The following is a 24,471-nucleotide window of genomic DNA, read 5'->3' as shown; positions in this document are numbered from 1 at the left end:
CTTCGGCGGGCTCGGTCTCCCCGGCTGCCCCGGTCGCCTCGGCCGCTTCGGCGGGCTCGGTCTCCCCGGCTGCCCCGATCGCCCCGGCTGCCCCGGTCGCCCCGGCCGTTTCGGCGGGCTCGGTGTCCTCGGCTGCCCCGGTCGCCCCGGCGACCTTGGCAGGCCCGGCCTCCCGGGCTGTCTCGGTTGCCCCGGCCGTTTCGGCAGGCTCGGCCTCCTCGGCTGCACCGGTCGCCTCTGGAGGCCCGGCCTCCCCGGTCACCTCGGGCGCTTCGGCCGCCTCGGCAGGACCGGCCGCCTCGGCCGCCGCCCTGGCCGCCAGGCAAGGCGCCCCCCGCGCCACTGCCCCGTTCACCCCGGGCGCTTCGGGCACGTCGGCAGGCCCGGCCACCCAGGCCACCCCGGCCACCTCGGCCGGCCAGGCCACCCAGGCCACCCGGGCCACCCGGGCCACCTCGGCCGGCCCGGGCCCACGGGCGACTCCGGCCGGCCCGGCCGCCCCCGCCGGGGCGCGGCGCTGCCCGGCGGGGCTGCCGGACCTGTCCGGCTTCGACCTCGCCGCGCTCCGCGGCATCGACCACCCCGTCCTCGCCGGCGTCATCGAGGGCCTCGTCGACCGCGTCACCCACCCCGCCGAGATCCTCAACGCCTTCGACTCCGGCGCCAGCTGAGCACCCGCTCACGCACCGCATCCCCAACACCACGCAACGCACCCGGAGTTGTCCCGTTTCCGCCGTTAGCCCGCGCCGAACCGAGGGCAGGGATGCAACCGTCCGCCGGGCTGCCCGCACGGCGGCCGGGGAGGGAGGTGCCTGCGGTGAGCCACGCCGACGGGAGCCGGGCGGCGCCGTCCGCGCTGTCCGCGCACCGGGCCCGCGCCCCCTGGCCGTACGCCCGGCTCGACGTGCCGGCGCTGCGCGCCGCCGGCCACCGCCCGCACCCCATCCGGCAGTTCGTGCTCAAGACGCGCAGCCGCTGCAACCTGGCCTGCACCTACTGCTACGTGTACGAGATGGCCGACCAGAGCTGGCGCGGCCGGCCCGCCGCCATGTCCCGGGCGACCGCCGCCCGCGCCGCCGAGCGCATCGCCGAACACGCCGCCGCCCACGCCCTGACCCGCGTCGACCTCGTCCTGCACGGAGGCGAACCCCTGCTGACCGCCCCCGCCGAACTGGCCGCCCCCGTCGACGCCGTACGGGCCGCCCTGCGCGCCGCGTCCCCGCGGACCCGCGTCACCGCGACCGTCCAGACCAACGGCACCCTGCTCACCCGCGGCCGCCTCGCCGCCCTCGCCGCCGCCGGGATCCGCGTCGGCGTCAGCCTCGACGGCGGCCTGCCCGAGCACAACACCCGCCGCGTCGACCACGCCGGCCGGCCCGGATTCGGCGCCGCCGCCCGCGGCCTGCGCCTCCTCGCCCGCCACCCGGAGCAGTACGCGGGCGTCCTGTGCGTCGTCGACCTCGCCCACGACCCGGTCCGCACCTACGAGTCCCTGCTCGCCTTCGACCCGCCCGGCATCGCGCTGCTGCTGCCGCTCGCCAACTGGAGCACCCCGCCGCCCGGCAGCGCCCCGCACCGCACGCCGTACGCCGACTGGCTCATCGCCGTCTTCGACCGCTGGTGGCAGGCGGACGCCCTGCGCACCCGCATCCGCACCTTCGAGGAGGTCATCGCCCTGCTGCTCGGCCTTCCCGCCGCCACCGAGACCCTCGGCCTGGCCCCCGCCGCGACCGCCGTGATCGAGACGGACGGCACCCTCGAACAGGCCGACTCCCTGAAGTCCGCCTACGAGGGCGCCGCCGCCACCGGCATGTCGCTGGAGACCCACCGCTTCGACGACCTGCTCGACCACCCCGGCCTCGCCGCCCGCCAGCTCGGCCTGGACGCCCTCGCCGACGGCTGCCGCTCGTGCGGACTGGTCGAGGTCTGCGGCGGCGGCCACTACCCGCACCGCTACCGCTCCGGCGAAGGCTTCCGCAACCCCTCCGTCTACTGCGCCGACCTGCAGGCCCTCATCCGGCACATCGCCGCCGCCCTGCACCGCGCCGCCGAGGAGGGTTCCGCCGGCCCCGCGCGCAGCGCCCCGCCGCCGCCCGGCCGCGCCGCCGCCCAGGCGCCCGCACCCACCCGGGCGGCCGCCTCGTGACGGCCCCGCTGAGCACCCTCACCGTCCCCTCGGCGACCCTGCGCGCCCTCGCCTCCACCGAGCCCTCCGCCGAAGGGAGCCGCCTCGTCGCCGACGTCCGCCGCTCCAAGCGGCTCGTCCTGCTCCGGGCCATCCTCGACGCCGCCACCTCCCGCGGCGGCCGCGGCGCCGAGGCCGCCGACCACTGGGCCCTGCTGGAGGAGGCCGAACGGCACGCCCCCGACGCCGTCCACGACGTCCTGCACTACCCCGCCACCGGCGTCTGGGCCGAGGAGACCCTCCGCCGCCTCCACGACCCGGCCGGCCCGCCCCCCGACCTCGCCCACCTCGGCGCCCTCGCCGCCGCGGCCGCCCTGCGCGCCGGCACCGCCTTCAAGGCCGTCCTGCGGCCCGCGAACGGCCGCCTCGCACTGCCCACCCTCGGCGTGCTCCGCCCGCCCCGGCCCGGCCCCCTCGCCCTCACCGAGCGCTCCTGGGACCCCGACAACCCGGCCGCCCTCCCCCTGCACACCCTCCCCGACGGCCGCACCAGCCTCGACGACCTCGACCCCTACCGCGCCCCCGGCCACACCCGCCCCGCGCCCGTCCGCGCCGCCCGCCGCCTCACCCCCAAGGGCCACAAACGCTGGGACACCCAGTGGACCGGCGCCCTCACCCTCCTTGAGCGCTACGACACCGCCCGCGCCGAGGAGACCGCCCTCCTGCTGCGCTCCGTCGTCCCGCTCGCCGGCGGATCCCGCTCCCACGGCGCCACCCTGCCCGCCGCCGCCGGATCCGTCCTCGCCCGCGCCCAGGCCCCGCCCGCCCTGGCCGCCACGCTCGTCCACGAGGTCCAGCACGGCAAACTGACCGCCCTCGCCGACGTCCTCCCCCTGCACACCGCGGACCGCGCCCCGCGCCACTGGGCCCCCTGGCGCACCGACCCCCGCCCCCTGGAAGGCCTCCTGCACGGCACGTACGCCCACCTGGCCCTCGCCGGCTACTGGCAGCGCGCCGCCCTCTACGGAGCCCGCGGCGCCTGGGCCCGCCACGCGCGCATCCGCGCCCAGGTCGCCGCCGTCCTGCCCGAGCTGCGAGCCCACCCCCGACTGACCATCGCGGGACGCGAGTTCACCGCCGCGATGGCCGAGGCGGAGCGCGCCATGGACGAGCTGCCGCCGCCCGGCGACCGGTACGCAGCCGCCCGCCGCGCCGTGGACCGGGCCCGCCGCGCCTGGTACGCGCAACACCCCGAACTCGCCCCGCACGCACAGGGCTGACGGGCCGTCGGCTGCGGTACCTTTTCAACCCCGTCCACCGCCCGGATTCCAGGGAGACGGCCGCATGACCACCGGTATTCGGCAGGAGCGCGACCCGGCCCCCGCGCGGCCGCAGCGCTTCGTCATCAGCTTCGCGGGCTTCAACCGGCCCTGGGCCGTGTGGATCGCGCACCGGCTGGAGGAGCACGGCCACCGCGTCGCCCTCCAGCGCTGGGACCCCCAGTCCTCCGGCGGCCTCACCCAGGCCCTCGACGACCTCGCCCGCAGCGGCAGCCGCGTCCTCCTCGTCCTCAGCGAGCGCTACTTCTCCGCCGGCACCCACACCGAGCAGGAGTGGAACACCGCCCTGCGGGCCGCCCACGACCACCACCCCGGCCGGTTCGCCGCCGTCTGCCTCACCGACGCCCCCCTGCCGAGCGCCGTCGCCGTCCTGGAGAAGACCGACCTGTGGGGCCTCGACGCCTACGAGGCCGAGTACCGCGTCCTGCGCCGCCTGGAGCTGCCCACCGACCGCGTCGGCACCGAGACCGGCCGCCGCGGCCCCCGCTTCCCCAACGACCCGCCCGAGATCTGGGGCCGCGTCCCCCGCCGCAACCCCCGCTTCACCGGCCGCAACGACGTCATCGGCAGGCTCCGCGCCGCCCTCGCCGAAGCCCCGCCCGGCGCCTCCATCGTCACCCTCCTCGGCCTGTCCGGAGTCGGCAAGACCCAGGTCGCCACCGAGTACGCCTACCGCTTCGCCTCCGAGTACGACGTCGTCTGGTGGGTCCCCGCCGAGGACCGGCCCACCCTCCGCGAACGCCTCGCCGACCTCGCCCCCGAACTGGGCCTGCCCCGGGGCGCCGGCAGCTACGGCGAGCAGATCCGGGCCGTCCTCGAAGCGCTGCGGCGCGGAACCCCGTACAACCGCTGGCTGATGGTCTTCGACGGCTGCGACAACCCCGACGACCTCACCGACCTGCTGCCCTCCGGCGCCGGCGACGTCATCATCACCTCCCGCAACCGCGAATGGGCCTCCCGGCACACCAGCCTCGTCGAGGTCCCCCTCTACGCCCGGCCCGAGTCGGTCACCTTCATCCGCCGCCGCGCCCACCGCCTCACCGGCGAGGAGGCCGACCAGCTCGCCGAAGCGCTGGAGGACTACCCGCTCGCCCTCGACCAGACCGCCGGCTGGCTCGCCGACTCGCCCCTGACCGTCGGCGACTACCTGGGGCTGCTGCGCCGCCGCCTGGACTCCCACGAGGCCGTCACCGTCTCCGACGACTACCCGCTGCCCTTCCCCACCGCCCTGGCCATACTCCTCAACAACGTCCGCGAGAACTTCCCCGACGCGCTCGCCCTGCTGCGCCTGTTCGTGTTCTTCGCGCCCGGGCCCGTCCCGCTGCGGCTGCTGCGCGAGTTCCCCGTCGACGACGCGCCCGAACAGCTCGCCGGGCTCATCAACGACCAGATCCGCTGGAACGCCGCCCTCAACAAGCTCGTCCAGTTCTCCGTCGTCCGCCTCGAATACTCCGACCTCGCCGTCGAAGAGGGCGGCGGAGGGCTGGAGACCGTCCAACTCCACCGCATGGTCCACGGCATCGTCCGCGAGAACCTCTCCGAGGAGGAGGCCCGGCCGCTCGCCCGCGCCGTCCGCCAGGTCCTCGCCGCCGCCGACCCCGGCCGGCCCTCCGACTCCCGGCTGTGGCCCCGCTTCGCCGAGCTCATCCCGCACCTGGAGAGCGCCGGCGTCCTGACCAGCACCAACCCGCGGATCCAGAACTTCCTGCTGAACTGCCTGCGCTACCTGATGCTCGCCGGCGAGTACCGCACCTGCCTGCGCCTGGCCGAGCAGACCGACCACGAGTGGCGGGCGATGCTCGGCGACGACCACGACCAGGTCCGCGAACTCAGCTACCACTACGGCGGCGCCCTGCGCATGCTCGGCCACTTCAAACGCGCCGAGGTCCTCGCCAAATCCGTCGCCGACCGCATGCTCGCCGAACGCGGCGACCGCGACCTGGAGACCCTCCGCGCCACCAGCACCTACGCCGGCGTCCTCCTCGGCACCGCCAAGTTCGAACAGGCCCGCGAGCTGCTGGAACACGCCTTCGCCCGCTACCGCGAACTCCTCGGCGAGGACGACTCCACCACGCTCAACGCCGAGAACAACGTCGCCGTCGTCCTGCGCCTCCTGGGCCGCTACCAGGAGGCGTACGAAACCGACCTCGACACCCTGCGCCGCCGCGAGCGCGTCCTGCGGGTCCGCCACATCGCCACCCTCTCCTCCGGGATCGGCTGCGCCATGGGCCTGCGCCTGATGGGCCGCTACCGCGAGGCCCTCGCCCGCCAGGAGCAGGGCCTCAAACTCCACCTGCAGGTCCTCGGCCCCAACCACCCGCAGACCCTGCGCGCCGAGCACAACCTCGGCATGTGCCTGCGCCGCTCCGGCGACATCCCCGGCGCCGGCGCCCGGCTGCGCAGCGTCCTGGAGCGCTCCACGCGCGTCTTCGGCGCCGAGTTCCCCTGGACCCTGATGGTCGCCTCCGACTACGCCACCTACCTGCGCGAATACGGGGACATCGGCGAGGCCCGGCGGATCTCCGAGGAGGCCGTACGCGGCTACCAGACCCAGCTCGGCCTCGCCCACCCCTACAGCATCGGCACCGTCGGCAACCTCGCCCTCGTCCTGCGCGCCCAGGGCGAGCGGGTCGAGGCGCTGAACCTCGCCGAGCAGGCCCTCGTCGGCATGCGCGGCGCCGTCGGCGAGCGCCACCCGTGGACACTGGGCTGCGCCCTCAACGCCACCGGGCACCGCAACATCACCGGCCGGCTCCACGACGCGCTGGAACTCGGCCGCGAAACCCTCCGCAACTGCGAGCAGGTGCTGGGCCCCGACCATCCGATGACGCTCAGCGCGCAGATCGCGCTCGCAGCCGACCTGCGGTCCGTACGGGAGGACGCGGAGGCCCAGAAGCACGAGGACGCGGGCCTGCGCTCGCTGACCCGCACCCTCGGCCCGCAGCACGTCCACACGGTCTCCGCCCGCCAGCAGATGCGCCCCTACTGGGACTTCGAGCCCCAGCCGTAGGAGCACCGGCGAGCCGAAGCGAGGGGCCGGCCTCCCAGCGGCGGGGCTGTCCCCCGGACGGGGCCGCGTATCCTCGGCTGCATGCCCCGCTCCGCGAAGAAGGCCCGCCGACTGGCCTCCGGCGGCCGCGTGTACATGTGGACGATGCGCCACAGCCACCGAAGGGACGAGGACGGCCGGGCCGTGGACTGTCGCCAGGTCCTCACCCTGTCTCCGCAGCCGCCCGCCGGCGGCGGCCACCTGCGCATCGTCTTCGCCGACGGCCCAGGCCGGTACGTCCCGGGCGGGGCCCCCTTCGGCTCGGGAGACGTGGGCTTCACCCGGGGCGCAGACCTGAACCTCCACGAGCCGGGCGCGGTCCGGGCCCTGCTCGACGTGGCGGTGGCCCGCGGATGGCAGCCGGGGCAGCGGCGAGCGGCGGAGGTCGACGGCTGGACCCTGCTGGAGGCAGCGGCCGCCGCGCGAGCCGGCCGCACGGGCCCCGAGGGCCCGTAGGAGCGACTCCTCTCCGCCTGGCCGGCGACCCGGACACGCCGGAAGGGCCCGGCCCCCGAGAACGGGGGCCGGGCCCTTCCGGCGCCATGGGGTCCGGGGCTTACGCCTCGAACACCTCGTTGATCAGCTGCTGCTGCTCCGCCTGGTGGCGCTTGGCCGAGCCGACCGCCGGGGAGGAGGAGTGCGGCCGCGAGATGCGGCGCAGACGCTCGCCCGCCGGGATGTCGGCGCCGACCGCCAGGTCCAGGTGGTCGATCAGGTTGAGCGCGATGAACGGCCACGCACCCTGGTTCGCCGGCTCCTCCTGCGCCCAGATGTACTTCGCCGCGTTCGGGAACTTGGCGATCTCGGCCTGGAGCTCCGCACCCGGCAGCGGGTACAGGCGCTCGATGCGGATGATGGCGGTCTCGGTGTCGCCGCGCTTGACCCGCTCGGCCTCCAGGTCGTAGTACACCTTGCCCGCGCAGAAGACGACCTTGCGGACCGCATTCGGGTCGACCGTCGCGTCGCCGATGACCGGGCGGAACGAGCCGCTGGTGAACTCCTCCGCCTTCGACGCCGCCGCCTTCAGGCGCAGCATCGACTTCGGGGTGAAGACGATGAGCGGCTTGTGGTGCGGGTTGTGGACCTGCCAGCGCAGCAGGTGGAAGTAGTTCGACGGCAGCGTCGGCATCGCGACCGTCATGTTGTTCTGCGCGCACAGCTGCAGGAACCGCTCCGGGCGGGCCGAGGAGTGGTCCGGGCCCTGGCCCTCGTAGCCGTGCGGCAGCAGCAGGGTGACGCCGGACGTCTGGCCCCACTTCTGCTCGGCCGAGGAGATGAACTCGTCGACGACGGTCTGCGCGCCGTTGACGAAGTCGCCGAACTGGGCCTCCCACAGCACCAGCGCGTCCGGGCGGGCCAGCGAGTAGCCGTACTCGAAGCCCATCGCCGCGTACTCGGACAGCAGCGAGTCGTAGACGTTGAAGCGGGCCTGCTCGTCCGACAGGTGCTGCAGCGGGGTGTAGTCCTCGCCGGTCTCCCGGTCGATCAGCACCGCGTGGCGCTGGCCGAAGGTGCCGCGGCGGGAGTCCTGGCCGGACAGCCGGACCGGGGTGCCCTCCATCAGCAGCGAGCCGAAGGCGAGGGTCTCGCCCATGCCCCAGTCGATGGTGCCGTCGTCGATCATCGCCGCCCGGCGCTGCAGCTGCGGCAGCAGACGCGGGTGGACGGTGTGCGCGTCGGGGATGTTGACCTGGGACTCGGCGATCCGCTTGACGACCTCCGGGGAGACCGCCGTGTTCACGGCCACCGGGAACTCGGCCCGCTCCGCCGTGCCCGGGATGCCGGTCGCGGGCTGCGCGGCGGCCTCGCGGACCTCCGCGAACACCTTCTCCAGCTGGCCCTGGAAGTCCTGCAGCGCCTGCTCGGCCTCTTCCAGCGTGATGTCGCCGCGGCCGATCAGGGACTCGGTGTACAGCTTGCGCACCGAGCGCTTCTTGTCGATCAGGTCGTACATCAGCGGCTGCGTGAACGCCGGGTTGTCCGACTCGTTGTGGCCGCGGCGGCGGTAGCAGATGAGGTCGATGACGACGTCCTTGTTGAACGCCTGGCGGAACTCGAAGGCGAGCCGCGCCACGCGGACGACGGCCTCCGGGTCGTCGCCGTTCACGTGGAAGATCGGCGCCTCGATCATGCGGGCCACGTCGGTCGCGTACATCGAGGAACGCGACGACTCCGGGGCGGCCGTGAAGCCGACCTGGTTGTTGATCACGACGTGGACGGTGCCGCCGGTGCGGTAGCCGCGCAGCTGCGACATGTTCAGCGTCTCGGCGACGACGCCCTGGCCGGCGAACGCCGCGTCGCCGTGCAGCGCGACGGGCAGGACGGTGAAGTCCGTGCCGCCCTTGTTGATGATGTCCTGCTTGGCGCGGGCGACGCCCTCGAGGACCGGGTCGACGGCCTCCAGGTGGGAGGGGTTCGCGACCAGCGAGACCTTGATCTGCTCGCCGTCCAGGCCCGTGAAGGTGCCCTCGGCGCCCAGGTGGTACTTCACGTCGCCGGAGCCGTGCATCGACTTCGGGTCGAGGTTGCCCTCGAACTCGCGGAAGATCTGCGCGTACGACTTGCCGACGATGTTGGCGAGGACGTTCAGGCGGCCGCGGTGGGCCATGCCGATGACGACCTCTTCGAGGCGGGCCTCGGCCGCGGAGTCGATGACCGCGTCGAGCAGCGGGATGACGGACTCGCCGCCCTCCAGCGAGAACCGCTTCTGGCCGACGTACTTGGTCTGCAGGAACGTCTCGAACGCCTCGGCGGCGTTCAGGCGGCGCAGGATCCGCAGCTGCTCCTCGCGCTCCGGCTTGGAGTGCGGGCGCTCGATGCGGTCCTGGATCCAGCGGCGCTGCTTCGGGTCCTGGATGTGCATGAACTCGACGCCGGTGGTGCGGCAGTACGAGTCGCGCAGCACGCCGAGGATGTCGCGCAGCTTCATCATCGACTTGCCGGCGAAGCCGCCGACGGCGAACTCGCGCTCCAGGTCCCACAGGGTGAGGCCGTGCTCGGTGATGTCCAGGTCGGGGTGCTTGCGCTGCTTGTACTCCAGCGGGTCGGTGTCGGCCATGACGTGGCCGCGGACCCGGTAGGAGTGGATCAGCTCGAAGACGCGGGCGGCCTTCGTGACGTCGTCGTCGTGGCTGGCGTCGATGTCGCGCATCCAGCGGACCGGCTCGTACGGGATCCGCAGCGCCTCGAAGACGTCGTCGTAGAAGCCGTTCTCGCCGAGCAGCAGGTTGGCGACGATCCGCAGGAACTCGCCGGAGGCCGCACCCTGGATGACCCGGTGGTCGTAGGTCGAGGTCAGGGTCATGACCTTGGAGACGCCCAGCTTGTTCAGGGTGTCCTGCGAGGTGCCCTGGAACTCGGCCGGGTAGTCCATGGAGCCGACGCCCATGATGACGGACTGTCCGGGCATCAGGCGGGGCACGGAGTGGACGGTGCCGAGGCCGCCGGGGTTGGTCAGGGAGACCGTGACGCCGGTGAAGTCGTCCATCGTCAGCTTGCCGACGCGGGCGCGGCGGACGATGTCCTCGTAGGCCTGCCAGAACTCGAAGAAGTTGAGGGTCTCGGCCTTCTTGATGCCGGCGACGACGAGCTGGCGGTCGCCGTTCGGCTTCACCAGGTCGATCGCGAGGCCGAAGTTGACGTGCTCCGGCTTGACCAGGGTCGGCTTGCCGTCCTTCTCCGCGAAGGAGTAGTTCATCGACGGCATGGCCTTGATGGCCTGCACCATGGCGTAGCCGATGAGGTGGGTGAAGGAGATCTTCCCGCCCCGGGCGCGCTTCAGGTGGTTGTTGATGACGATGCGGTTGTCGAACAGCAGCTTCACCGGGACGGCGCGGACCGAGGTGGCCGTCGGCACGTCCAGGGAGGCGTTCATGTTCTTCGCGACCGCGGCGGCCGGGCCGCGGAGCGTCACCAGCTCGGGGCCCGCCGGGGCCTCGGTGGCGGGCGCGGCCTTCGGGGCGGCGGCGGGAGCGGCGGGCGCGGCCGGAGCGGCGGCCGAGGCCTGGGAGGTGACAGTCACAGCAGGGGCACCAGAGGGGGAGGCAGGAGCAGGGGCAGGAGCTGACACAGGCGCGGGTGCGGCGGCGGAGGCGGGTGCGGCGCTCGCCGCCCCCGTGGCGGCGGCGTCGGAGGCCTGCGCGGTGACGGCGGTGGAGGCCTGTGCGGAGGCGCCATCCGTCGTCGGGGTACTCACCGGCTCGTCGGCCTTGGCGGGAGCGCTCGCGCCCCCCGGCTTGTAGTCGGCGAAGAAGTCCCACCAGGCCCGGTCGACCGAGTTCGGGTCCTGGAGGTACTGCTGGTAGATCTCGTCGACGAGCCACTCATTGGCGCCGAAGCCTGAGGCAGGGGTCTTCCCGCCCTCTGCTGCTTCGGTCGTCGTGCTCGAGTTACTGGGGGACTGTGGCGACACGGCGGCAACCGCCCTCTTCCGCTTCACAAGGTATGGACAGCGGGAATAAAGGCTACGCCTCCCGGGCGGGGAGATGCAGGCCGGGCGGGACTTACGTCATGTAGGTCACACCGAACGGCGGGTTTCAGAGCCCGGAATGGCGGGAAACGAGCCTGGTTCGGGTATGCGGCAACCGGGTTGCGACCCCCTGGCTTCGCACCCCTGACGGACCCCGGGCACGTGTGGCCGAGATCATGTCCTTCCCGGTCGAACCCTACGTCAATGCGACGCCTGTGGAGCGCCCGGAAGGGTGACGAGGATCCGGCAGCCCCGCGCCGATTCGGCCACCCGGATCCGGCCGCCGTGCAGCTCGACCGCCCAGCGGGCGATCGCCAGGCCCAGCCCCGTCCCCCCGTCGCCGCCCTCGCCGCTGTTCGCGCTGCCGCGGTTGAACCGCTCGAAGACCCGGTGCCGCTCGGCCTCCGGGATCCCCGGCCCCTCGTCGACCACTTCCAGCGCGAGGCTTCCGGGGGCCTCTCCGGGGCGGGCGCGGACCGTGACCCGGCCCAGGGCCGGGCTGTGCTTGACCGCGTTGTCGATCAGGTTGGCCACCACCTGGTGCAGCCGCTCCGCGTCCGCGTACGCCGTCAGCCCGGGCGGGAAGACGTCCAGGTGCAGGTGGACGTCGTTGCGGGTGTGCCCGCCGGAGCCGGACGCCAGGCCCGGCCGGCCGGCCGCCGCCAGCCCCGCCTCCTTCAGCACCCCCGACAGGTACGGCCACACCTCGAAGCGCCGCGCCCGCAGCGGGACCACGCCGTTGTCCACCCGGGACAGGTCCAGCAGCGTCCCGACCAGCCGGCCCAGGCGCTCCGTCTGCTTCAGCGCCGTCCGCATCGTCTCCGGATCGGCCTCGGAGACCCCGTCGACGACGTTCTCCAGCACCGCCCGCAGCGCCGCGATCGGCGTGCGCAGCTCGTGCGAGACGTTCGCGACGAGCTCCCGGCGGTGCCGGTCCACCGCCTCCAGGTCGTCCGCCATCAGGTTGATCGTGGAGGCCAGGTCGCCCAGCTCGTCGCGGCGGCCCGCCCCGCGCACCCGTCGCGTGAAGTCCCCGTGCGAGATCGCCCGAGCCACGCGCGTCATGTCGTCCAGCGGTGCCGTCAGGCCGTGGGCGACGAACTGGGTGATCAGCATGGAGGCGATCACCGAGAAGACCGTGATGAACCGCAGCTCGGTGTCGGTGCGCAGCGCCACCAGCAGCAGGCCCGTCGTGATGAACACCGAGACGACGACCAGCGTCCCGAGCTTGGTCTTGATCGAGAAGGGCGAGAAGGGGCGCAGGCCGCCGCTGTGCGGGTCTGCCCAGTCGGAGCGGGAACCGGAGCGGGAACGCGGGCGGGGGCCGGAGCGGGAGCCGGGGGCGGGCCGGGAGCCCGGGCCGGAGCGGCCGGTGCTGCGTGCCCTGCCGGGACGGCCGATGCTCACGCCTGCGCCGGTGTCTCCAGGGCGTACCCGACGCCGTGCACGGTGCGGATCCGCTCGGCACCGATCTTCCGCCGCAGGGCCTTGATGTGGCTGTCGACGGTACGGGTGCCGGAGGCGTCCGCCCAGTCCCACACCTCGGCCAGCAGCTGCTCGCGGGAGAGCACCGCCCGCGGCGTCCCGGCCAGGCACACCAGCAGGTCGAACTCGGTCGGCGTCAGGTGGATGTCCTCCGCTTGCACGCGGACCCGGCGCTGGGCGTGGTCGATCTCCAGGTCGCCCAGGCGCAGCGTGGCCCCGCGCGGGGCGTGCGCGGCGAGCGTGGCCCGCTCCACGCGGCGCAGCAGGACGTGCACCCGGGCGGCCAGCTCGCGCATCGAGAACGGCTTCGTCATGTAGTCGTCGGCACCGACGCCGAGCCCGACCAGCATGTCGGTCTCGTCGTCCCGCGCGGTCAGCATGAGCACGGGCACGGGCCGCTGGGCCTGGACCCGGCGGCAGACCTCCAGGCCGTCGAAGCCGGGCAGCATCACGTCCAGCACGAGCAGCTCGGGCAGCCAGCTCTCGGCAGACGCCACGGCGGCCGGGCCGTCGTACGCCGCCTGCACCTGGAAGCCCTCGGCGCGCAGCCGCGCCGTGATGGCGTCGGCGATGGTGCGGTCGTCCTCGACCACGAGCACGCGCCGCTGTGCGCCTGGGGTGGCCGCGGCGCCGCCGGTGTGGGTGGTGTGTGTCTGTTCCATGTCCCGCCCCTGGAGATCCGCGTGATGGGGTGCAGCGTAGAGGAGCCACCGGCCTGCGGCTATGCGGGGTTCAGACAGCGAAACCATCGGAATTGTTGATTCCGAATGCGGTCGGAATGGGGATATGGCGGGGGATGCCGGATGGGGCCGGGGGCGCGGCGGGGGCTTCGGCGGGTGGGTTGCGGAAGGCCGGCCGGGGGCTTCGGCGGGCGGCGGGGCAGCCGGTGCCGGGTGGAGGTGCGCGGGGCGGGGCGTCTCCTCCCCGGGCGCCGTGGCGTGACGTGGCGGGGCGTACCCGTCCGACCCGGCCCGTCCGGGCTCGTCCCCGCGGCGGGCGCCGGTGGTGCGTGGTCGCGGCGCGGCCCTGCGGGTGGGGAGTGCGAACCGCTGCCGGGTGCGGGGCCGCGACGCTCAGTCGGCCTCGAAAGGGGGAAGGGCTGCCAGGACGGGGCGGAGGCCCGCCGGGATCGAGCCGTCGGCGGCGGCCACCTCGCGCCCCCCGTGCACGAACGCGTACGTGAAGCCGTCGTAGACGGTGCCCCTGCCCGTCGAGACCCGCGGCAGGCGCGGGAAGTCCGCCGCGGCCAGTGCCGCCTTCAGATCCGCCAGGCCCTTCGGCGACAGGCGGCCCGAGCCCGCCGGGCGGGCCTTGCCGTCCAGGCGCACCCACGAGCCGTCGCCGCTCACCAGCAGACTCGTCGTCCTGCCGGCGTAGCCGCCGCTCCGGGTCGCCGTGACCAGCTGCTTGTCCGCCGTGTCGGGCGCGGGGACGGGTGGGGGCGAAGAGGGGGGCGGGGCCGGCGCCGGGGCGGTCGGCGACGCCGGAGGAGGGGTCGACGGGCCGGCCGCCGTGGGCGGCGCGCTCGTGGGCGGCGTCGATGAGCCGCCCTTGCCGTCGGGCGCCAGGCTGCAGCCCGCCAGTAGCGCCGCACCCGCCAGCAGCGCCCCCGACGCCCTCCGTACGCGCACACCCACCCCCGCAGGTTGACCGGTCGACCCCCGAGTATGGGGGGCGCACCGTTCCCGCGGAACCCACCGGAGGCCGGCATCCACACCCTCGCCCGGCGTGCACTGCCGCCGCTGCTCGCTCTCGTCCTCGGCCTGTGGGGGCTGGCGCGTGCCGGCAGCATGTGGCGGGACGAGTCCGTCACCTGGCAGGTCGCGCACCGGCCGCTCGCCGGGATGTGGGAGCTCGTCGGGAACGTCGACGCCGTCCACGGCCTCCACTACCTCCTCGTGCACGCCGTCTTCCGGATCGCCGGGACCAGCCCGGACGCGGCGCTCGACGGCGGCCTGTGGGCGCTGCGGCTGCCCTCGGCAGCCGCGACCGCCCTCGCCGCCGCCGGCGTCGCCGCGGTCGGCAGCCGCCTGGCGGGGGAGCGGGCCGGGCTGCTCGCCGGCGTCGTCTTCGCGGTGCTGCCGCCGGTGCAGGCGTACGCCCAGGAGGGGCGCTCGTACGCGCTGGTCGCCGCCGCCGTCGCCTGGGCCACGTACCTGATGCTGCGCGAGCGCTGGGTCGCGTACGGGGCGGTGATGCTGCTCGCCTGCTGGCTGCACGAGTTCGCGGTCCTCGCCCTGGCCGCCCACGCCGTCACCGCCCGCCGCGCGGCGGGCTGGCGGCGCAGCGCCGCCGCCGTCCTCGTGCTGCTCCTGCCGCTCGCGGTCGTCAGCGCCCGGCAGGCAGAGCAGCAGCTGGGCTGGCTCGGCCGGCCGAAGTGGCAGGACTGGGCGGCGTACGCCGTCGTCGCCGCGGCCGTGTGGCTGCTCGCGCGGCGCGGCGCCCTGCCGGATCACCTCGCACGCGTCGCCGTCCCGCTCGCCCTGCTCCCGCCGGGACTGCTCCTGACGGTCTCCCTCGTCCACCCCTGGTACGTCGACCGGTACGTCCTCTACTCCCTCGCCGGGCTCGCCCTGGCCGCAGGGGCCCGCCTCGCCGTGGCGCGCGGCAGGCTGCCGTGGGTGCTGGTCGCCGTCCTGCTGGTACCCGCGGCCTGCTGGTCGGTGTGGCTGCGGACCCCGGAGAGCCGCAAGGACGACGCCCTGGCCGTCGCGGCCGCCGTACGGGAACAGGCCCGGCCGGGCGACCCCGTCCTGTTCATGCCGGCCCGGCGCCGCGAGTGGCTGCTGTCCTCGCCGGGCGTCTACGGCAGCCTGTCCGACCTCGCCCTGGAGCACACCCCCGCCGCCTCGGGCAGCCTGTGGGGCACGGAACTGCCGCCGGAGGAGATCCGGGCCCGGCTCCTCGCGGCGACACGGGTGGTGGCCCTCACCGACCCGGAGGGCCAGCCGCTGGACCCGTACCCGCGGGAGGCGGTGAAACGGGAGGTCCTGGCCGCCCACTTCGACCTCTGCTCGGTGGCGCAACTCCACGGCGCCCGCCTCACCGTCCACGCCCGCCGCGGCACGTGCCCGTAGCCCTCTGATCCGGTCCGGAGCCACGCGAGCGCGTGCCGCGCCTCGTCGGTGGTGTGGCCCCGCGGCGGGACGGTTCCCGCAGCCCCGGCAGCTCGGGCGCATCTGCGCCCCACTCCGCTTCAGCGCGCTCCTGCGCGCCCCACCGTTCCGATGAGCTCCTCCCCGCGCGCTCCTACGCCCCGCCACCTCGCCGAGCGCCCGCCGAAACCGTGCAGGCCGCAGCCGCATGTGCACCCCGAACATGCCCATGTCCGGAGGCCAAGCCGCCCCGCCGACGACCCCGGCCCGCTTCTCCGCTCAGGATTATTCCGGCCGCCGAAATTTGCTCCGCTTTAGTGAAAACGTAGCGGTCGACTCCGCTCCGGTTTTTGGCCACAGAGTGTCTGCGGTTTTTCGCCAACATTTCGGCCAGTCATCGCTCTTTGCGTCAATGATGACTTGAATTCGCCCACCGGAAGGGCGGGTTTGTTCCGCTTTATCCTGTCTGTCGAATGCTCCGGTGAACACCTCGAGGAAAAAGCCTTTACAGCGAGATTGAGATCGACAGAAGATGATCGAGCAGCCGGCCAAGCACGGTTCAGCGGCTGGCTATTTCCGAACGAAAAGACGGGGAGTTCGATGAAGAAGCCTGGAAAGATGACCCTCGGCGTGGTGTCGGCGATGGCCGCCGCCGGTGCGCTCCTCGCCTCCGGGCCGGCCGTCGCGGCCGACTCGGCCGTCGAGGCCGCCCCGCAGGTCCGGATGTTCAGTGCGGCCAACGGGGACACCCCGCCGGCCGAGCTCATAGGCCCGAACGGTGAGAAGCCGGTCGAGTGGGGTGCGGTGAGCTTCCCCAAGGCGGCCAAGGGCAAGGGCCCGTCCAACGCGCCCGCGGTCGCGAGCGTGAGCGTCGGCGGCGGCACCTGGCACTACGGCACTTCCGCGGGCAGCGGCGGCCTCAAGAAGTGCTACTCGAACTACATCCACCCGACCAAGAAGCACTCGGCCAGCGTTGCCATCGCGAGCCAGACCGACAAGGACATCCAGAACGCCGACATCTGGGCGAAGGCCTCTCGTACGGCGGGCTGGGCTTACACCTGCAACACCTACTGGGGTGTCTACTAAATTAGCCGCACTCCGGTAGTCGGAGACCTGGCCACTCGCGGCGACAGCCGCGAATGGCCGGGTCTTTGGCGCCTTTTTTCGTTTTCCTGGCAGGTCAGGGCAGGGCTGGTAGAGTCCCTTCCGAATTATCTCGTCCCATGTATCGAGGTTTGCCGTGCGCTCTTCACTTTCGGCCATTGTGCTTCCTGTTGTCGTGGCGTTGACGGTCGGAGTCTCCGGGCCGCTCCTGGAAGCGACGGGCAGCCCGGCGGGCCACGTGGTGAGCGTCATCCTCGTCTCAGGCTGGATGTACGCGCTGATCGCCTTCGGGACCGGTCTGGCCGCGCGGTCCAAGGTGGGCGCCGCCCTCACGGCGTGGGGCGCACTGGTGGTCACCGTCACCGCCTACTACACGACGAAGGCGACCCAGGGCGACTTCCGAGTGCCGGACTACAACGACCCGTCGAACACGGCCGAAGTCTTCGGATGGGGCGAGTTCCTGTCCATGATCGCCGTGTGGTGCGTCTTCGCCACCGTGCTGGGGCCGCTCTGCGGCCTCGCGGGCCACCTGTCCCGCGCGGCCCACGGCCCCCGCCGGCCGCTCCTGCGGCTGCCGTTCCAGCTGGCGATCCCGGTGGTCGTCGTCGTCGAGACCACCATGCGGCTGACCCACGAGGCCGGCGGTGCACACGCGTCGGTGGTGGGCCCGGTCTGGACCGTCACCCGCCTCCTGGCCCTGGCGGCCGCCCTCTTCCTCGCGGCCGCCGCGGTCCTCGCCACGCGGCGCCCGCAATCCACCACCGCTTCCTAGCACCCGCACCGCTCCCGACGAGTCGACGTCTCGCCGTAGGCCGGGCTGGGGAGTGAGCAGAGGCGCCGAACTCGCCTGCCCGGAAGAAGTGCAGCACTGTTCTCACGGATCTCCGCAAGCGACATCGAAGGGGGTGCCACAGGTGCTGACGGAGACCGCGCGCCCCCGTCTGCCCGGCTTCCCGGCCGACTCTCCCGGAAGAGCAGCGCAGTACGCCAAATAGCGTCCACAGCGACGGCGAGGAGGCTTACGGCGAGGTCCCATGGCGTTGCTTCCCGGTAGCAGCCGAGGATCACCAGGACGCCGTTCGCGGTGAGCGATGCGCGCAGCTTCTGCACCGTCTCGGAGGGGGCGTGGCGGATGCCGGCCAAGCACGCGATGTAGTCGTACGTGCCCGGCGCCAAGGCGAGGCGCGTGACGTCCGCCCGCTCGAAGCGGATCTGCCCGGGGAGATCGAGAGCGGAATTCTTCGCTCGTGCGGTGGCGACAACGTGATCATCTACGTCAATCGCATCCACTTCGATTCCTCGAAGCGCCACTTTCCGCGCAAACCCCCCTGCAAAAAGGCGGCGACGGCAGGCCGGCCGTCGCCCAGGAGTTGCCCGTCGAGCAATGCGGAGGCGGCCCGTGGTGTCCGGGAACCGGCGTAGAGCCCGGCCGACAGGAATCCGGTCGTCACACCGACTGCGTGCCCGCCGGGGAAGCTGGAGCCGTCGGCCTGGATCGAGGCGCAGGCCAAGGGGCGGGCGCGCCCGTGCGTGCGGACGTCTGTTCGACGATTCGGATCTGCCGTCGATGCCCGAATGTGAAGCCTGCCCTGCATGGCAGCCCGGTGTCCGATCCCGATTGTTGCTGCATCGGGACCCGGCTCTGAGCTGCGGGATGAAGAAACGTGTTGGTCAGTGCGGCCCAGATCTGCGCAGGTTGACTTTGCATTTTCGGGTTGATTGCCACTTCAGATGTGGACTCCGTCGATGGCCAGAGAGCGTTGCGTCGAACGGCTGGCGGCCGACCCCTGGCCTCGCGAGGTCCGCCGAGGAGACGCAGGTGATTCTCGATATCGCAGCCCGGCGGCGAGCGGTTCCGTCAGACGTGTGTGGCCTCGAAGAGTGAGAGGACCTCCGTTCCTTCATGGACGCGGAGCGTCACGGAAGCCCTGGCTGTGAGGGCGTCTTCAAGGCGCGGTCGATAGAGGGGGTGCAGTCGCGTGAGAGCATCCTCCACGTCCGCCCACTCGGCGGCACTGGATTCCGCTGTTGGGCGAGGTTCCCCCGACACGGCTGTGGCGATGAAGATGCCGGCGAGGATGCCCCGGCTCGGATGCTGGTAGACGCCCACCAGGCCGTGGACTTTGACGTGGACCCCGGTCTCCTCGTAAGTCTCGCGAGTGGCGGCATCATGGAATGCCTCGCCCGGATCCACCAAGCCGCCGGGCAGCTCCCAGCGTTCCGGGGAGCGGCGGCGCGCAATAAGGACACGTCCCACGTCGTTGAACGTAACGCAGGTGGCCCCCAGGGCGTATCTTCTCGGTGGCTGAGAGATCATGTGTGTCCGGCTGCTAATCACTTCCCAGCCCTGCCTTCATGTTGTGAAAGACCAGAAGATATCTCCAGAAGAGGAGGCGTCGAATCCGCCTGCCTGGAAGATATGCAGCACTGTCTTCTCGGATCTCCGCAAGCGACATCGAAGGGGGCGCCACAGGTGCTGAAGGAGACTGCGTGCCCCGATCGGCACGGCTTCCTGACCAGCTCTCTCGGAAGAACACCGCAGCACGCCAAATAGCGTTCACAGGTACGGCCAGAAGGCTTACGGCATGGTCCCATAGTGTTGCTTCTCGGTAGCAGCCGAGGATCACCAAGACGCCGTTCGCGGTGAGCGATGCGCGCAGCTTCTGCACTGTCTCAAAGGGGACGTGGTGGATGCTGGCCAAGCACGCGATGTAGTCGTACGTGTCCGGCGTCAAGGTTAGGCGTGTGATATCTGCCCGCTGGAAGCGGATCTGCCTGGGGAGAGCGAGAGTAGAATTCTTCTCTCGTGCGGCGGTGACGACGTGATTATCTACGTCAATAGCATCTACTTCGATTCCTCGAACCGCTAGTTTTTGTGCGAACCTCCCTGTGCCGCAGCCCACCTCAAGGGCCCTTCGGCATGATTCGGGGAGTTCACGAAGTAACAGGTCATGGTAATGATCGTTGTGGTTGAACGGCACGGCGTCATCATGACACGGGCTCGTCCAGGGAGTCCGACCCTGCTTGACGGGCCTCGCGTTGCAAGCGGCTGACTGACTGGTGGTGCAGCACGAGGGCGGCGACGGCCAGCCAGCCGGCGCCCAAGAGTTGCCCAGCGAGCACATCGACACTGAAGTGCGCACCGAGAAGGGCCCTGCTCCACGCGACGAGTTCGGCGCTCACCCCAGCAAGGAACAGCATCAGTGCGGAGACGGCCCGCGGCATCTGGGAACTGAAGTAGAGCGCGGTCAGCAGGAATCCGGTCGTCACACCGACCGCGTGTCCGCTGGGGAAACTGAAGCCGTCGGCTTGAATCGAGGCACAATCCAAGGACGGACGCTGTCGTTCAACCCATCCCTTGATCAGGTTGCAGCTCACTGTGGCGGCGTACGGAATGACCAAAAGGACTGCGGCAGCTGTGATGTTCCGCCGGATCAGCGCGAAGCACGCGGATCCGGCGGCAATGATGGTCACGGGCCACGGGTTGCCCCACGAGGTCAGTGCCTCGAGAAGCCGGGCACTGGACGCGCTGCTGCTCGTCCAGGCGCAGAGCGTCTCGCTCAGCCGTTCGTCCCACCGGAAGGTGACGAGGACGAGTAACAGACCGGCGTGGGCCGCTGCCCACCACGCGAACCAGGCCAGTGACCGAGGCCGGTCGCCCGAGTGGTTTCGGATCATGCGGGGCTGGTGGACTTCGAAATGTGGTCCAGCAGCCCGCGGGGCGTACGGATCGTCCGCAGGGTGCTGTCCTCTATCTGGCAGTCGAACTCGTCCTCGATACGGCTGATGATCTCAATCTGGTTGAGGGAGTCGATGTCCAGATCGCCGAAGGTGACGTCCAGCTGTTCCTGGGAGAAGGCGTTCCCGGTGATTTCCTCGATCAGGGGTGTGAGGACTGCGAGGAACTGTTGCTCGGTCATGGATGTGTTTCCCTTCGTGATGAGTGATCGATGGTTGCGTTACGAGGCGCGGCGCCCATAGCGGGCACGCCAGTGCATACGTGTGCTGGTCAGGCCCCACACCGCGCCGGCGAAGATGGCAAGAATCGCCATGTCAGCAAGGGCCCGGGAGGCGTCGGGTGCCGTTAAGGAGTGACGCAGGCTGTCGGCCGCGTAGACCGCCGGGTTGAGGTTGCCGATCCAGATCAGTGCGTCGGGCAGCAGTTCTGGTGGGACTGCCACCGGGCCTGCGGCCATCATGAGGAGCGTGGTGGCCAGGCTGAGAGAGGAAGCCTGTTCGATGGTTCCGGATCTGCTGCCGATGAAGGCCCCCAGTCCGGCTGAAGGGAGCAGGGCGACCAGGAGGCACAGCGGGGCGAGTGGCGAGAACGTGAGCGGGACGTCGAGTAGGGCCGAGCCGAGCAGCAGGGTGACCGCGATGGCAGGCAGCGACAGGATGGAGAAGGCTGCGAGTGTGGCAAAGATGAGAGCCTCGCGACGGACAGGCAGCGCGGCATAGTACTCGAAGGCGCCGTTTCCGCGCATGAACGCGAAGTTGCTGGCGATTTTGTTTTGAGTCTCGAACAGGATCGCCATGGTGACACTGCCGGTCAGGACATATTCGGTCGCGGCGTGGCCAGAGTTCCGGGCGAAGAGCCCCAAGGCGGCGATGCTGACCAAAGGGGCAAGCACACCAGTTAGCACCATCTGAGGCCAGGACCACCGCCAGTTGGTGAGCTGAATCCTGAACAGGTCCCAGACCTGCCCAAGGAAGCTCAGTCCGAGCTTTTTGTCATGCGTAGCTGACATACACGTCTTCCAGTGTCGCTGTGTGCATTGTGAACTCGGGGAACTGGGTGAGGTCCACGTCCTTGGTCAGGTGCGGCAGGTCGGCGGAGTCGACCAGGGCGACGACCTTTCCGCGGTGCTCGGACTGCACCCGGACATAGTCAGGCAGCCCGTGCACTTGTGCGTCGCCCAGCGTGATCGACAGGCGTACCTGGGAATGGAGCGAGGACTTCAGCTCGGCCGGAGCGCCCAGCGCGACGAGCCGACCTTCCTTGAGGATTCCGACCCGCTCGATCACCTGTTCCGCTTCGATGGCGTTGTGGGTGATGAGGATTATTGTGTGACCATCGCGTTGGTTCAGTTCCCTGAAAAGCTGCCATACCTGGCGGCGCCGAGACGGGTCCAACTCGTTGGTGGGCTCATCCAAGATGAGCACCGGCGGTGATCCGACCAAGGTCACCGCGATCTGCAGTAGTCGGCGTTCTCCGCCGGAGAGCTGTCGGGCGACCTTGCCTGCCAGGTGGGTCAGGCCGAGCAACTCCAACAGGGCGTCACGCTCCCGGCGGGCCGCCTTGGCGGCGACACCGCGGAGGTGTGCACTGAAGTAGACCGCCTCTTTGACGGTCAGGCTGTTCAGGGCGAAGGCAGTCTGGGGCATGTAGCCAACCGTGGCCGCCGTGAAACGAGGATGGGTAAAGACATCGCGCCCCAGCAGTCTCACCGTCCCCCCGTCCGGTCGCACCAGTCCGATCATCTGCTTGATCAGGGTTGTCTTTCCCGCACCGTTGCTGCCCAGAAGCCCGAAGAATTCGCCCTGCTTGATGTGAAAAGAGATCTCGCCATTGGCCGGCCTAGGGGATCCGTCGAACTGCTTGTGCAGGCCCTCGACCTCATATGCGTAAGGAAGGTTCTCCGGCACGATCACATCTCCCGCGCCGCTTGCCGCCAGATGCTGCGGACCACGGCTGAGGCCCCCGTGATGTCGCTGGGGGGAGCCAGCCGCGCTGCTACCCGGCCGAAGCAGCGGAAGAAGCCACTCATGGCTGAGTCGCTGGGCAGGTAACCGTGTGATGCGGACGCCACGCTCTCGCTCGGTGTCGCGTTGCTGTACTGGAATTCGGTGTGCGGGCCGCAGGTCACCGTGAGATGGCCCAGCCGCGGGCTGCCTACCGGCAACTTCAACTGGTCCTGTTCGGCTGGAGTGAGCACGCTGATGGAATGATCGAGTGCGCGCAGTGCCCGGTCGAGGCGCTTCTTCTCCGCCGGCGGCAGAGGTGCGTCGGCGTACAGGTAGGCGCAGTTGCTGTCACCTTGGAAGACCATGCGGTCGGCGAGGCCGAGGTCCTCCAGCACGTGGTTCGGGCGCAAATGGGTCTCGACGTAGTCGATGCCGTGGTCGGAGAAGAAGAGGAACTCCGTGTACTCACCGACGGCCCGGGCGAGCCGCATCACGCAGGCATCGATCCGGGCGTAGACGTCCAGAATCTGCTGCCATGCGCGACTTCGTTCGCTGGAGGTGCCTCGGACCGCATGCCAGTAAAGGAACTCCTGGGCATGGTCAGCCTGGTTGAAGCGCACGAACAGGACATCGGGGTCATGCTGCTTCAGGACGTCGAGGGCGGTCTGTTCCACCCACTCGGCACGAGGCGACTCGTGGAACGTGTGGTCTGGATTGGCGGTGTATTCGACGTACAGGGACGCGGGCCCTTCACCAGCGCGGTCCGGCATATCGAGCCCGCCGAATCCCAGAGTGATAACGGCGGTTCCCAGACGCACCTCGATCTGGCCTTCGTCGAGCCTGCGGCAGGAGACCGCCACGGACACGGAACCCGAAGGCACGGGGATGTCCAGCCGCGTGGGCCGGAGGCCGTCGGCCACGACAGCGGTCTCTCGGTGGCTTCCCACCGTGATCACGTTCGTATGCTGATCGACCCGGAGATACAAGGTCACCTCGTATCCCAGGTAGGAGAGCTGCACCACCCCCTCGGCCGCCCCGTCAACGGTCGGTCCGAGCGCGACGACCAGGTCCCGGGCGGGGGCGTACAAGCAGTAGCAGCTGGGGATCGCGAGCCGGGCGTTGCGGGAGAAGGTCTGCGGGAAGTGGACGGCGGCGGCCGACGCACCTTGCCGGGCAAACCAGTCGAGCAGGCTCGGTGCGGTGAGCGAGATTTCCTCGTAGGGGTGAAACGATGAAAGCGGATCGTCCGAGCGCCGGCGGATCTCCGCAACACTCTCCCGCTCCCAGAAGCGGTTCCCCACGATCCCGTGCCCGCTCGGGTACGTCCCGGTAAGAAAGGACGCGTGGGAGGGCGCTGTGGACGAGGGGTAGATACTGTGCAGCTCGTGCACGGCAGTGCCGGGAAGTGTCGGCATGGCCCGGCTCAGATTGAAGAAGTCGTGCTCGCGGATGATCCGGGGAAGCCCGCCGTCGACACAGATGACGACCATACGCCTGCGCCGCCCGCTCATGTGCTCAACTCCGCTGTGCTCAGGGATCCGTGATCCATCAGGGTCTGTGGGGCGAAGGTGACATTGTGTTGGTGCAGAAGCCAGGCACCACCCGAGTCTCCGGGACGGTACTGCCAGTGTGTGATTCCAGCGTGCGCAACCAGCAGCTCCACCCTGCCGTTCCCGCCACACAGGAGTTCATTGACAGCGTCGAAGAAGCCACTGTGGGTGACCAACACAATCCGCTGGTCCTCCGACGCCTGATGACACAGCTCGCTCATGCATGTGGCGACCCGCGTCATGAACACATGCCATGACTCCGCCCCCGGCGGCGGCGGATGGAGCCGGTCCTCCCGCGGGTTCGGCAGAAGCTCACCCGCGACCGGCGACCAGACGATCTCGTTGAGGCGCGGATCCTCCCGTGCGGCAAGGCCGGTGTGCGCCGCGACGATGTCGGCGGTCTGCCGGGCGCGGGGAAGCACACTGGTGCGAAGCTCTGTGGGACGCTGCTCAGCCAGCCAATGAGCCGCAGCCTGCGCCTGTCGGCGTCCTCGCTCGGTCAGGCGATCCTGGTGCGGGTCGAACTTTCCGGAACGGTCCTCGGCGTGGCGCAGTAGGTAGAGGTGCATG

General features: G+C 71.1%; 21 protein-coding genes. 8 read left to right on the top strand and 13 right to left on the bottom strand.

Annotation, left to right across the window (positions count from 1 at the left end; translation table 11 throughout):
- The 5 genes from fxsA to IE170_RS11715 all read left to right on the top strand — a co-directional run.
- A partial coding sequence (gene fxsA, locus IE170_RS11735; protein ID WP_229884684.1) for an FxSxx-COOH cyclophane-containing RiPP peptide occupies positions 1-671 on the top strand: 671 nt, incomplete at its 5' end.
- A 146-nt stretch (positions 672-817) separates the two neighbouring features.
- Positions 818-2,146, top strand: a complete 1,329-nt coding sequence (locus IE170_RS11730; protein WP_229884683.1) for an FxsB family cyclophane-forming radical SAM/SPASM peptide maturase — start codon at positions 818-820, stop codon at positions 2,144-2,146.
- The gene (locus tag IE170_RS11725; RefSeq protein WP_189809250.1) at positions 2,143-3,405 is read left to right on the top strand and encodes an HEXXH motif domain-containing protein; all 1,263 of its coding nucleotides are present in this window, start codon (positions 2,143-2,145) and stop codon (positions 3,403-3,405) included. The genes IE170_RS11730 and IE170_RS11725 overlap by 4 nt, the downstream gene beginning before the upstream one ends.
- A 64-nt stretch (positions 3,406-3,469) precedes the next feature.
- Entirely contained in the window at positions 3,470-6,475 is a 3,006-nt protein-coding gene (gene fxsT, locus IE170_RS11720) for an FxSxx-COOH system tetratricopeptide repeat protein (RefSeq protein ID WP_189809249.1), read from the top strand.
- 81 nt (positions 6,476-6,556) lie between these two features.
- The gene (locus tag IE170_RS11715; protein WP_189809248.1) at positions 6,557-6,970 is read left to right on the top strand and encodes a hypothetical protein; all 414 of its coding nucleotides are present in this window, start codon (positions 6,557-6,559) and stop codon (positions 6,968-6,970) included.
- Positions 6,971-7,070: 100 nt separating this feature from the next.
- Here IE170_RS11715 and IE170_RS11710 read toward each other — a convergent pair whose 3' ends face one another.
- From IE170_RS11710 to IE170_RS11695, 4 genes are all read right to left on the bottom strand, one after another.
- The gene (locus tag IE170_RS11710; RefSeq protein ID WP_189809247.1) at positions 7,071-10,925 is read right to left on the bottom strand and encodes a multifunctional oxoglutarate decarboxylase/oxoglutarate dehydrogenase thiamine pyrophosphate-binding subunit/dihydrolipoyllysine-residue succinyltransferase subunit; all 3,855 of its coding nucleotides are present in this window, start codon (positions 10,923-10,925) and stop codon (positions 7,071-7,073) included.
- A 258-nt stretch (positions 10,926-11,183) separates the two neighbouring features.
- Positions 11,184-12,245 carry a HAMP domain-containing sensor histidine kinase gene (locus IE170_RS11705; RefSeq protein WP_189809274.1) on the bottom strand — a complete coding sequence of 354 codons (1,062 nt, stop codon included), beginning with the start codon at positions 12,243-12,245 and terminating at the stop codon, positions 11,184-11,186.
- Between the two features lie 140 nt (positions 12,246-12,385).
- On the bottom strand, positions 12,386-13,129 hold the full coding sequence (locus IE170_RS11700; protein WP_189809246.1) for a response regulator transcription factor: 744 nt from the start codon (positions 13,127-13,129) through the stop codon (positions 12,386-12,388).
- Between the two features lie 411 nt (positions 13,130-13,540).
- The gene (locus tag IE170_RS11695; RefSeq protein ID WP_189809245.1) at positions 13,541-14,104 is read right to left on the bottom strand and encodes a hypothetical protein; all 564 of its coding nucleotides are present in this window, start codon (positions 14,102-14,104) and stop codon (positions 13,541-13,543) included.
- A gap of 30 nt (positions 14,105-14,134) precedes the next feature.
- Here IE170_RS11695 and IE170_RS11690 point away from each other — a divergent pair, with 30 nt between their 5' ends.
- The 3 genes from IE170_RS11690 (at position 14,135) to IE170_RS11680 (ending at position 17,438) form a co-directional block, all read left to right on the top strand.
- Entirely contained in the window at positions 14,135-15,544 is a 1,410-nt protein-coding gene (locus tag IE170_RS11690; RefSeq protein WP_189809244.1) for a heparan-alpha-glucosaminide N-acetyltransferase domain-containing protein, read from the top strand.
- Positions 15,545-16,162: 618 nt separating this feature from the next.
- Complete coding sequence (locus IE170_RS11685; RefSeq protein ID WP_223855877.1) at positions 16,163-16,648, top strand: lactococcin 972 family bacteriocin; 486 nt, start codon at positions 16,163-16,165, stop codon at positions 16,646-16,648.
- Between the two features lie 193 nt (positions 16,649-16,841).
- Entirely contained in the window at positions 16,842-17,438 is a 597-nt protein-coding gene (locus IE170_RS11680) for a hypothetical protein (RefSeq protein WP_189809243.1), read from the top strand.
- On the opposite strand, the gene IE170_RS33480 is transcribed toward IE170_RS11680, so the two are convergent.
- From IE170_RS33480 to IE170_RS11635, 9 genes are all read right to left on the bottom strand, one after another.
- Positions 17,435-18,052: a class I SAM-dependent methyltransferase gene (locus IE170_RS33480; RefSeq protein ID WP_189809272.1), complete on the bottom strand. Its 618-nt coding sequence runs from the start codon at positions 18,050-18,052 to the stop codon at positions 17,435-17,437. The genes IE170_RS11680 and IE170_RS33480 overlap by 4 nt on opposite strands.
- A 472-nt stretch (positions 18,053-18,524) precedes the next feature.
- Positions 18,525-18,983, bottom strand: coding sequence for an NUDIX hydrolase (locus tag IE170_RS11670; protein WP_037919768.1), 459 nt, complete (start codon positions 18,981-18,983; stop codon positions 18,525-18,527).
- A gap of 13 nt (positions 18,984-18,996) precedes the next feature.
- Positions 18,997-19,647 (bottom strand): UDP-N-acetyl-tunicamine-uracil synthase TunM, encoded by a 651-nt coding sequence (tunM, locus tag IE170_RS11665; protein ID WP_128839950.1) that lies wholly within the window; start codon positions 19,645-19,647, stop codon positions 18,997-18,999.
- A gap of 7 nt (positions 19,648-19,654) precedes the next feature.
- On the bottom strand, positions 19,655-20,344 hold the full coding sequence (locus tag IE170_RS11660; RefSeq protein WP_189809242.1) for a phosphatase PAP2 family protein: 690 nt from the start codon (positions 20,342-20,344) through the stop codon (positions 19,655-19,657).
- Positions 20,341-20,586 carry an acyl carrier protein gene (locus tag IE170_RS11655; RefSeq protein WP_189809241.1) on the bottom strand — a complete coding sequence of 82 codons (246 nt, stop codon included), beginning with the start codon at positions 20,584-20,586 and terminating at the stop codon, positions 20,341-20,343. The genes IE170_RS11660 and IE170_RS11655 overlap by 4 nt, the downstream gene beginning before the upstream one ends.
- Before the next feature lie 39 nt (positions 20,587-20,625).
- Positions 20,626-21,414 (bottom strand): ABC transporter permease, encoded by a 789-nt coding sequence (locus tag IE170_RS11650; protein WP_189809240.1) that lies wholly within the window; start codon positions 21,412-21,414, stop codon positions 20,626-20,628.
- Positions 21,398-22,312, bottom strand: coding sequence for an ABC transporter ATP-binding protein (locus IE170_RS11645; protein WP_037920050.1), 915 nt, complete (start codon positions 22,310-22,312; stop codon positions 21,398-21,400). The genes IE170_RS11650 and IE170_RS11645 overlap by 17 nt, the downstream gene beginning before the upstream one ends.
- 2 nt (positions 22,313-22,314) lie before the next feature.
- Positions 22,315-23,862 carry an alkaline phosphatase family protein gene (locus tag IE170_RS11640; protein WP_223855876.1) on the bottom strand — a complete coding sequence of 516 codons (1,548 nt, stop codon included), beginning with the start codon at positions 23,860-23,862 and terminating at the stop codon, positions 22,315-22,317.
- Positions 23,859-24,470: a histidine phosphatase family protein gene (locus tag IE170_RS11635; protein WP_189809239.1), complete on the bottom strand. Its 612-nt coding sequence runs from the start codon at positions 24,468-24,470 to the stop codon at positions 23,859-23,861. Before IE170_RS11635 ends, IE170_RS11640 begins: the two co-directional genes overlap by 4 nt.
- Position 24,471: the final 1 nt, after the last annotated feature.

Origin of the sequence: Streptomyces toxytricini (assembly GCF_014649915.1) — a bacterium.
GTDB classification, from domain to species: Bacteria; Actinomycetota; Actinomycetes; order Streptomycetales; family Streptomycetaceae; genus Streptomyces; species Streptomyces toxytricini.
Note: the sequence above shows the minus strand (reverse complement) of the source record. Positions and strands in the feature narration are given on the sequence as shown.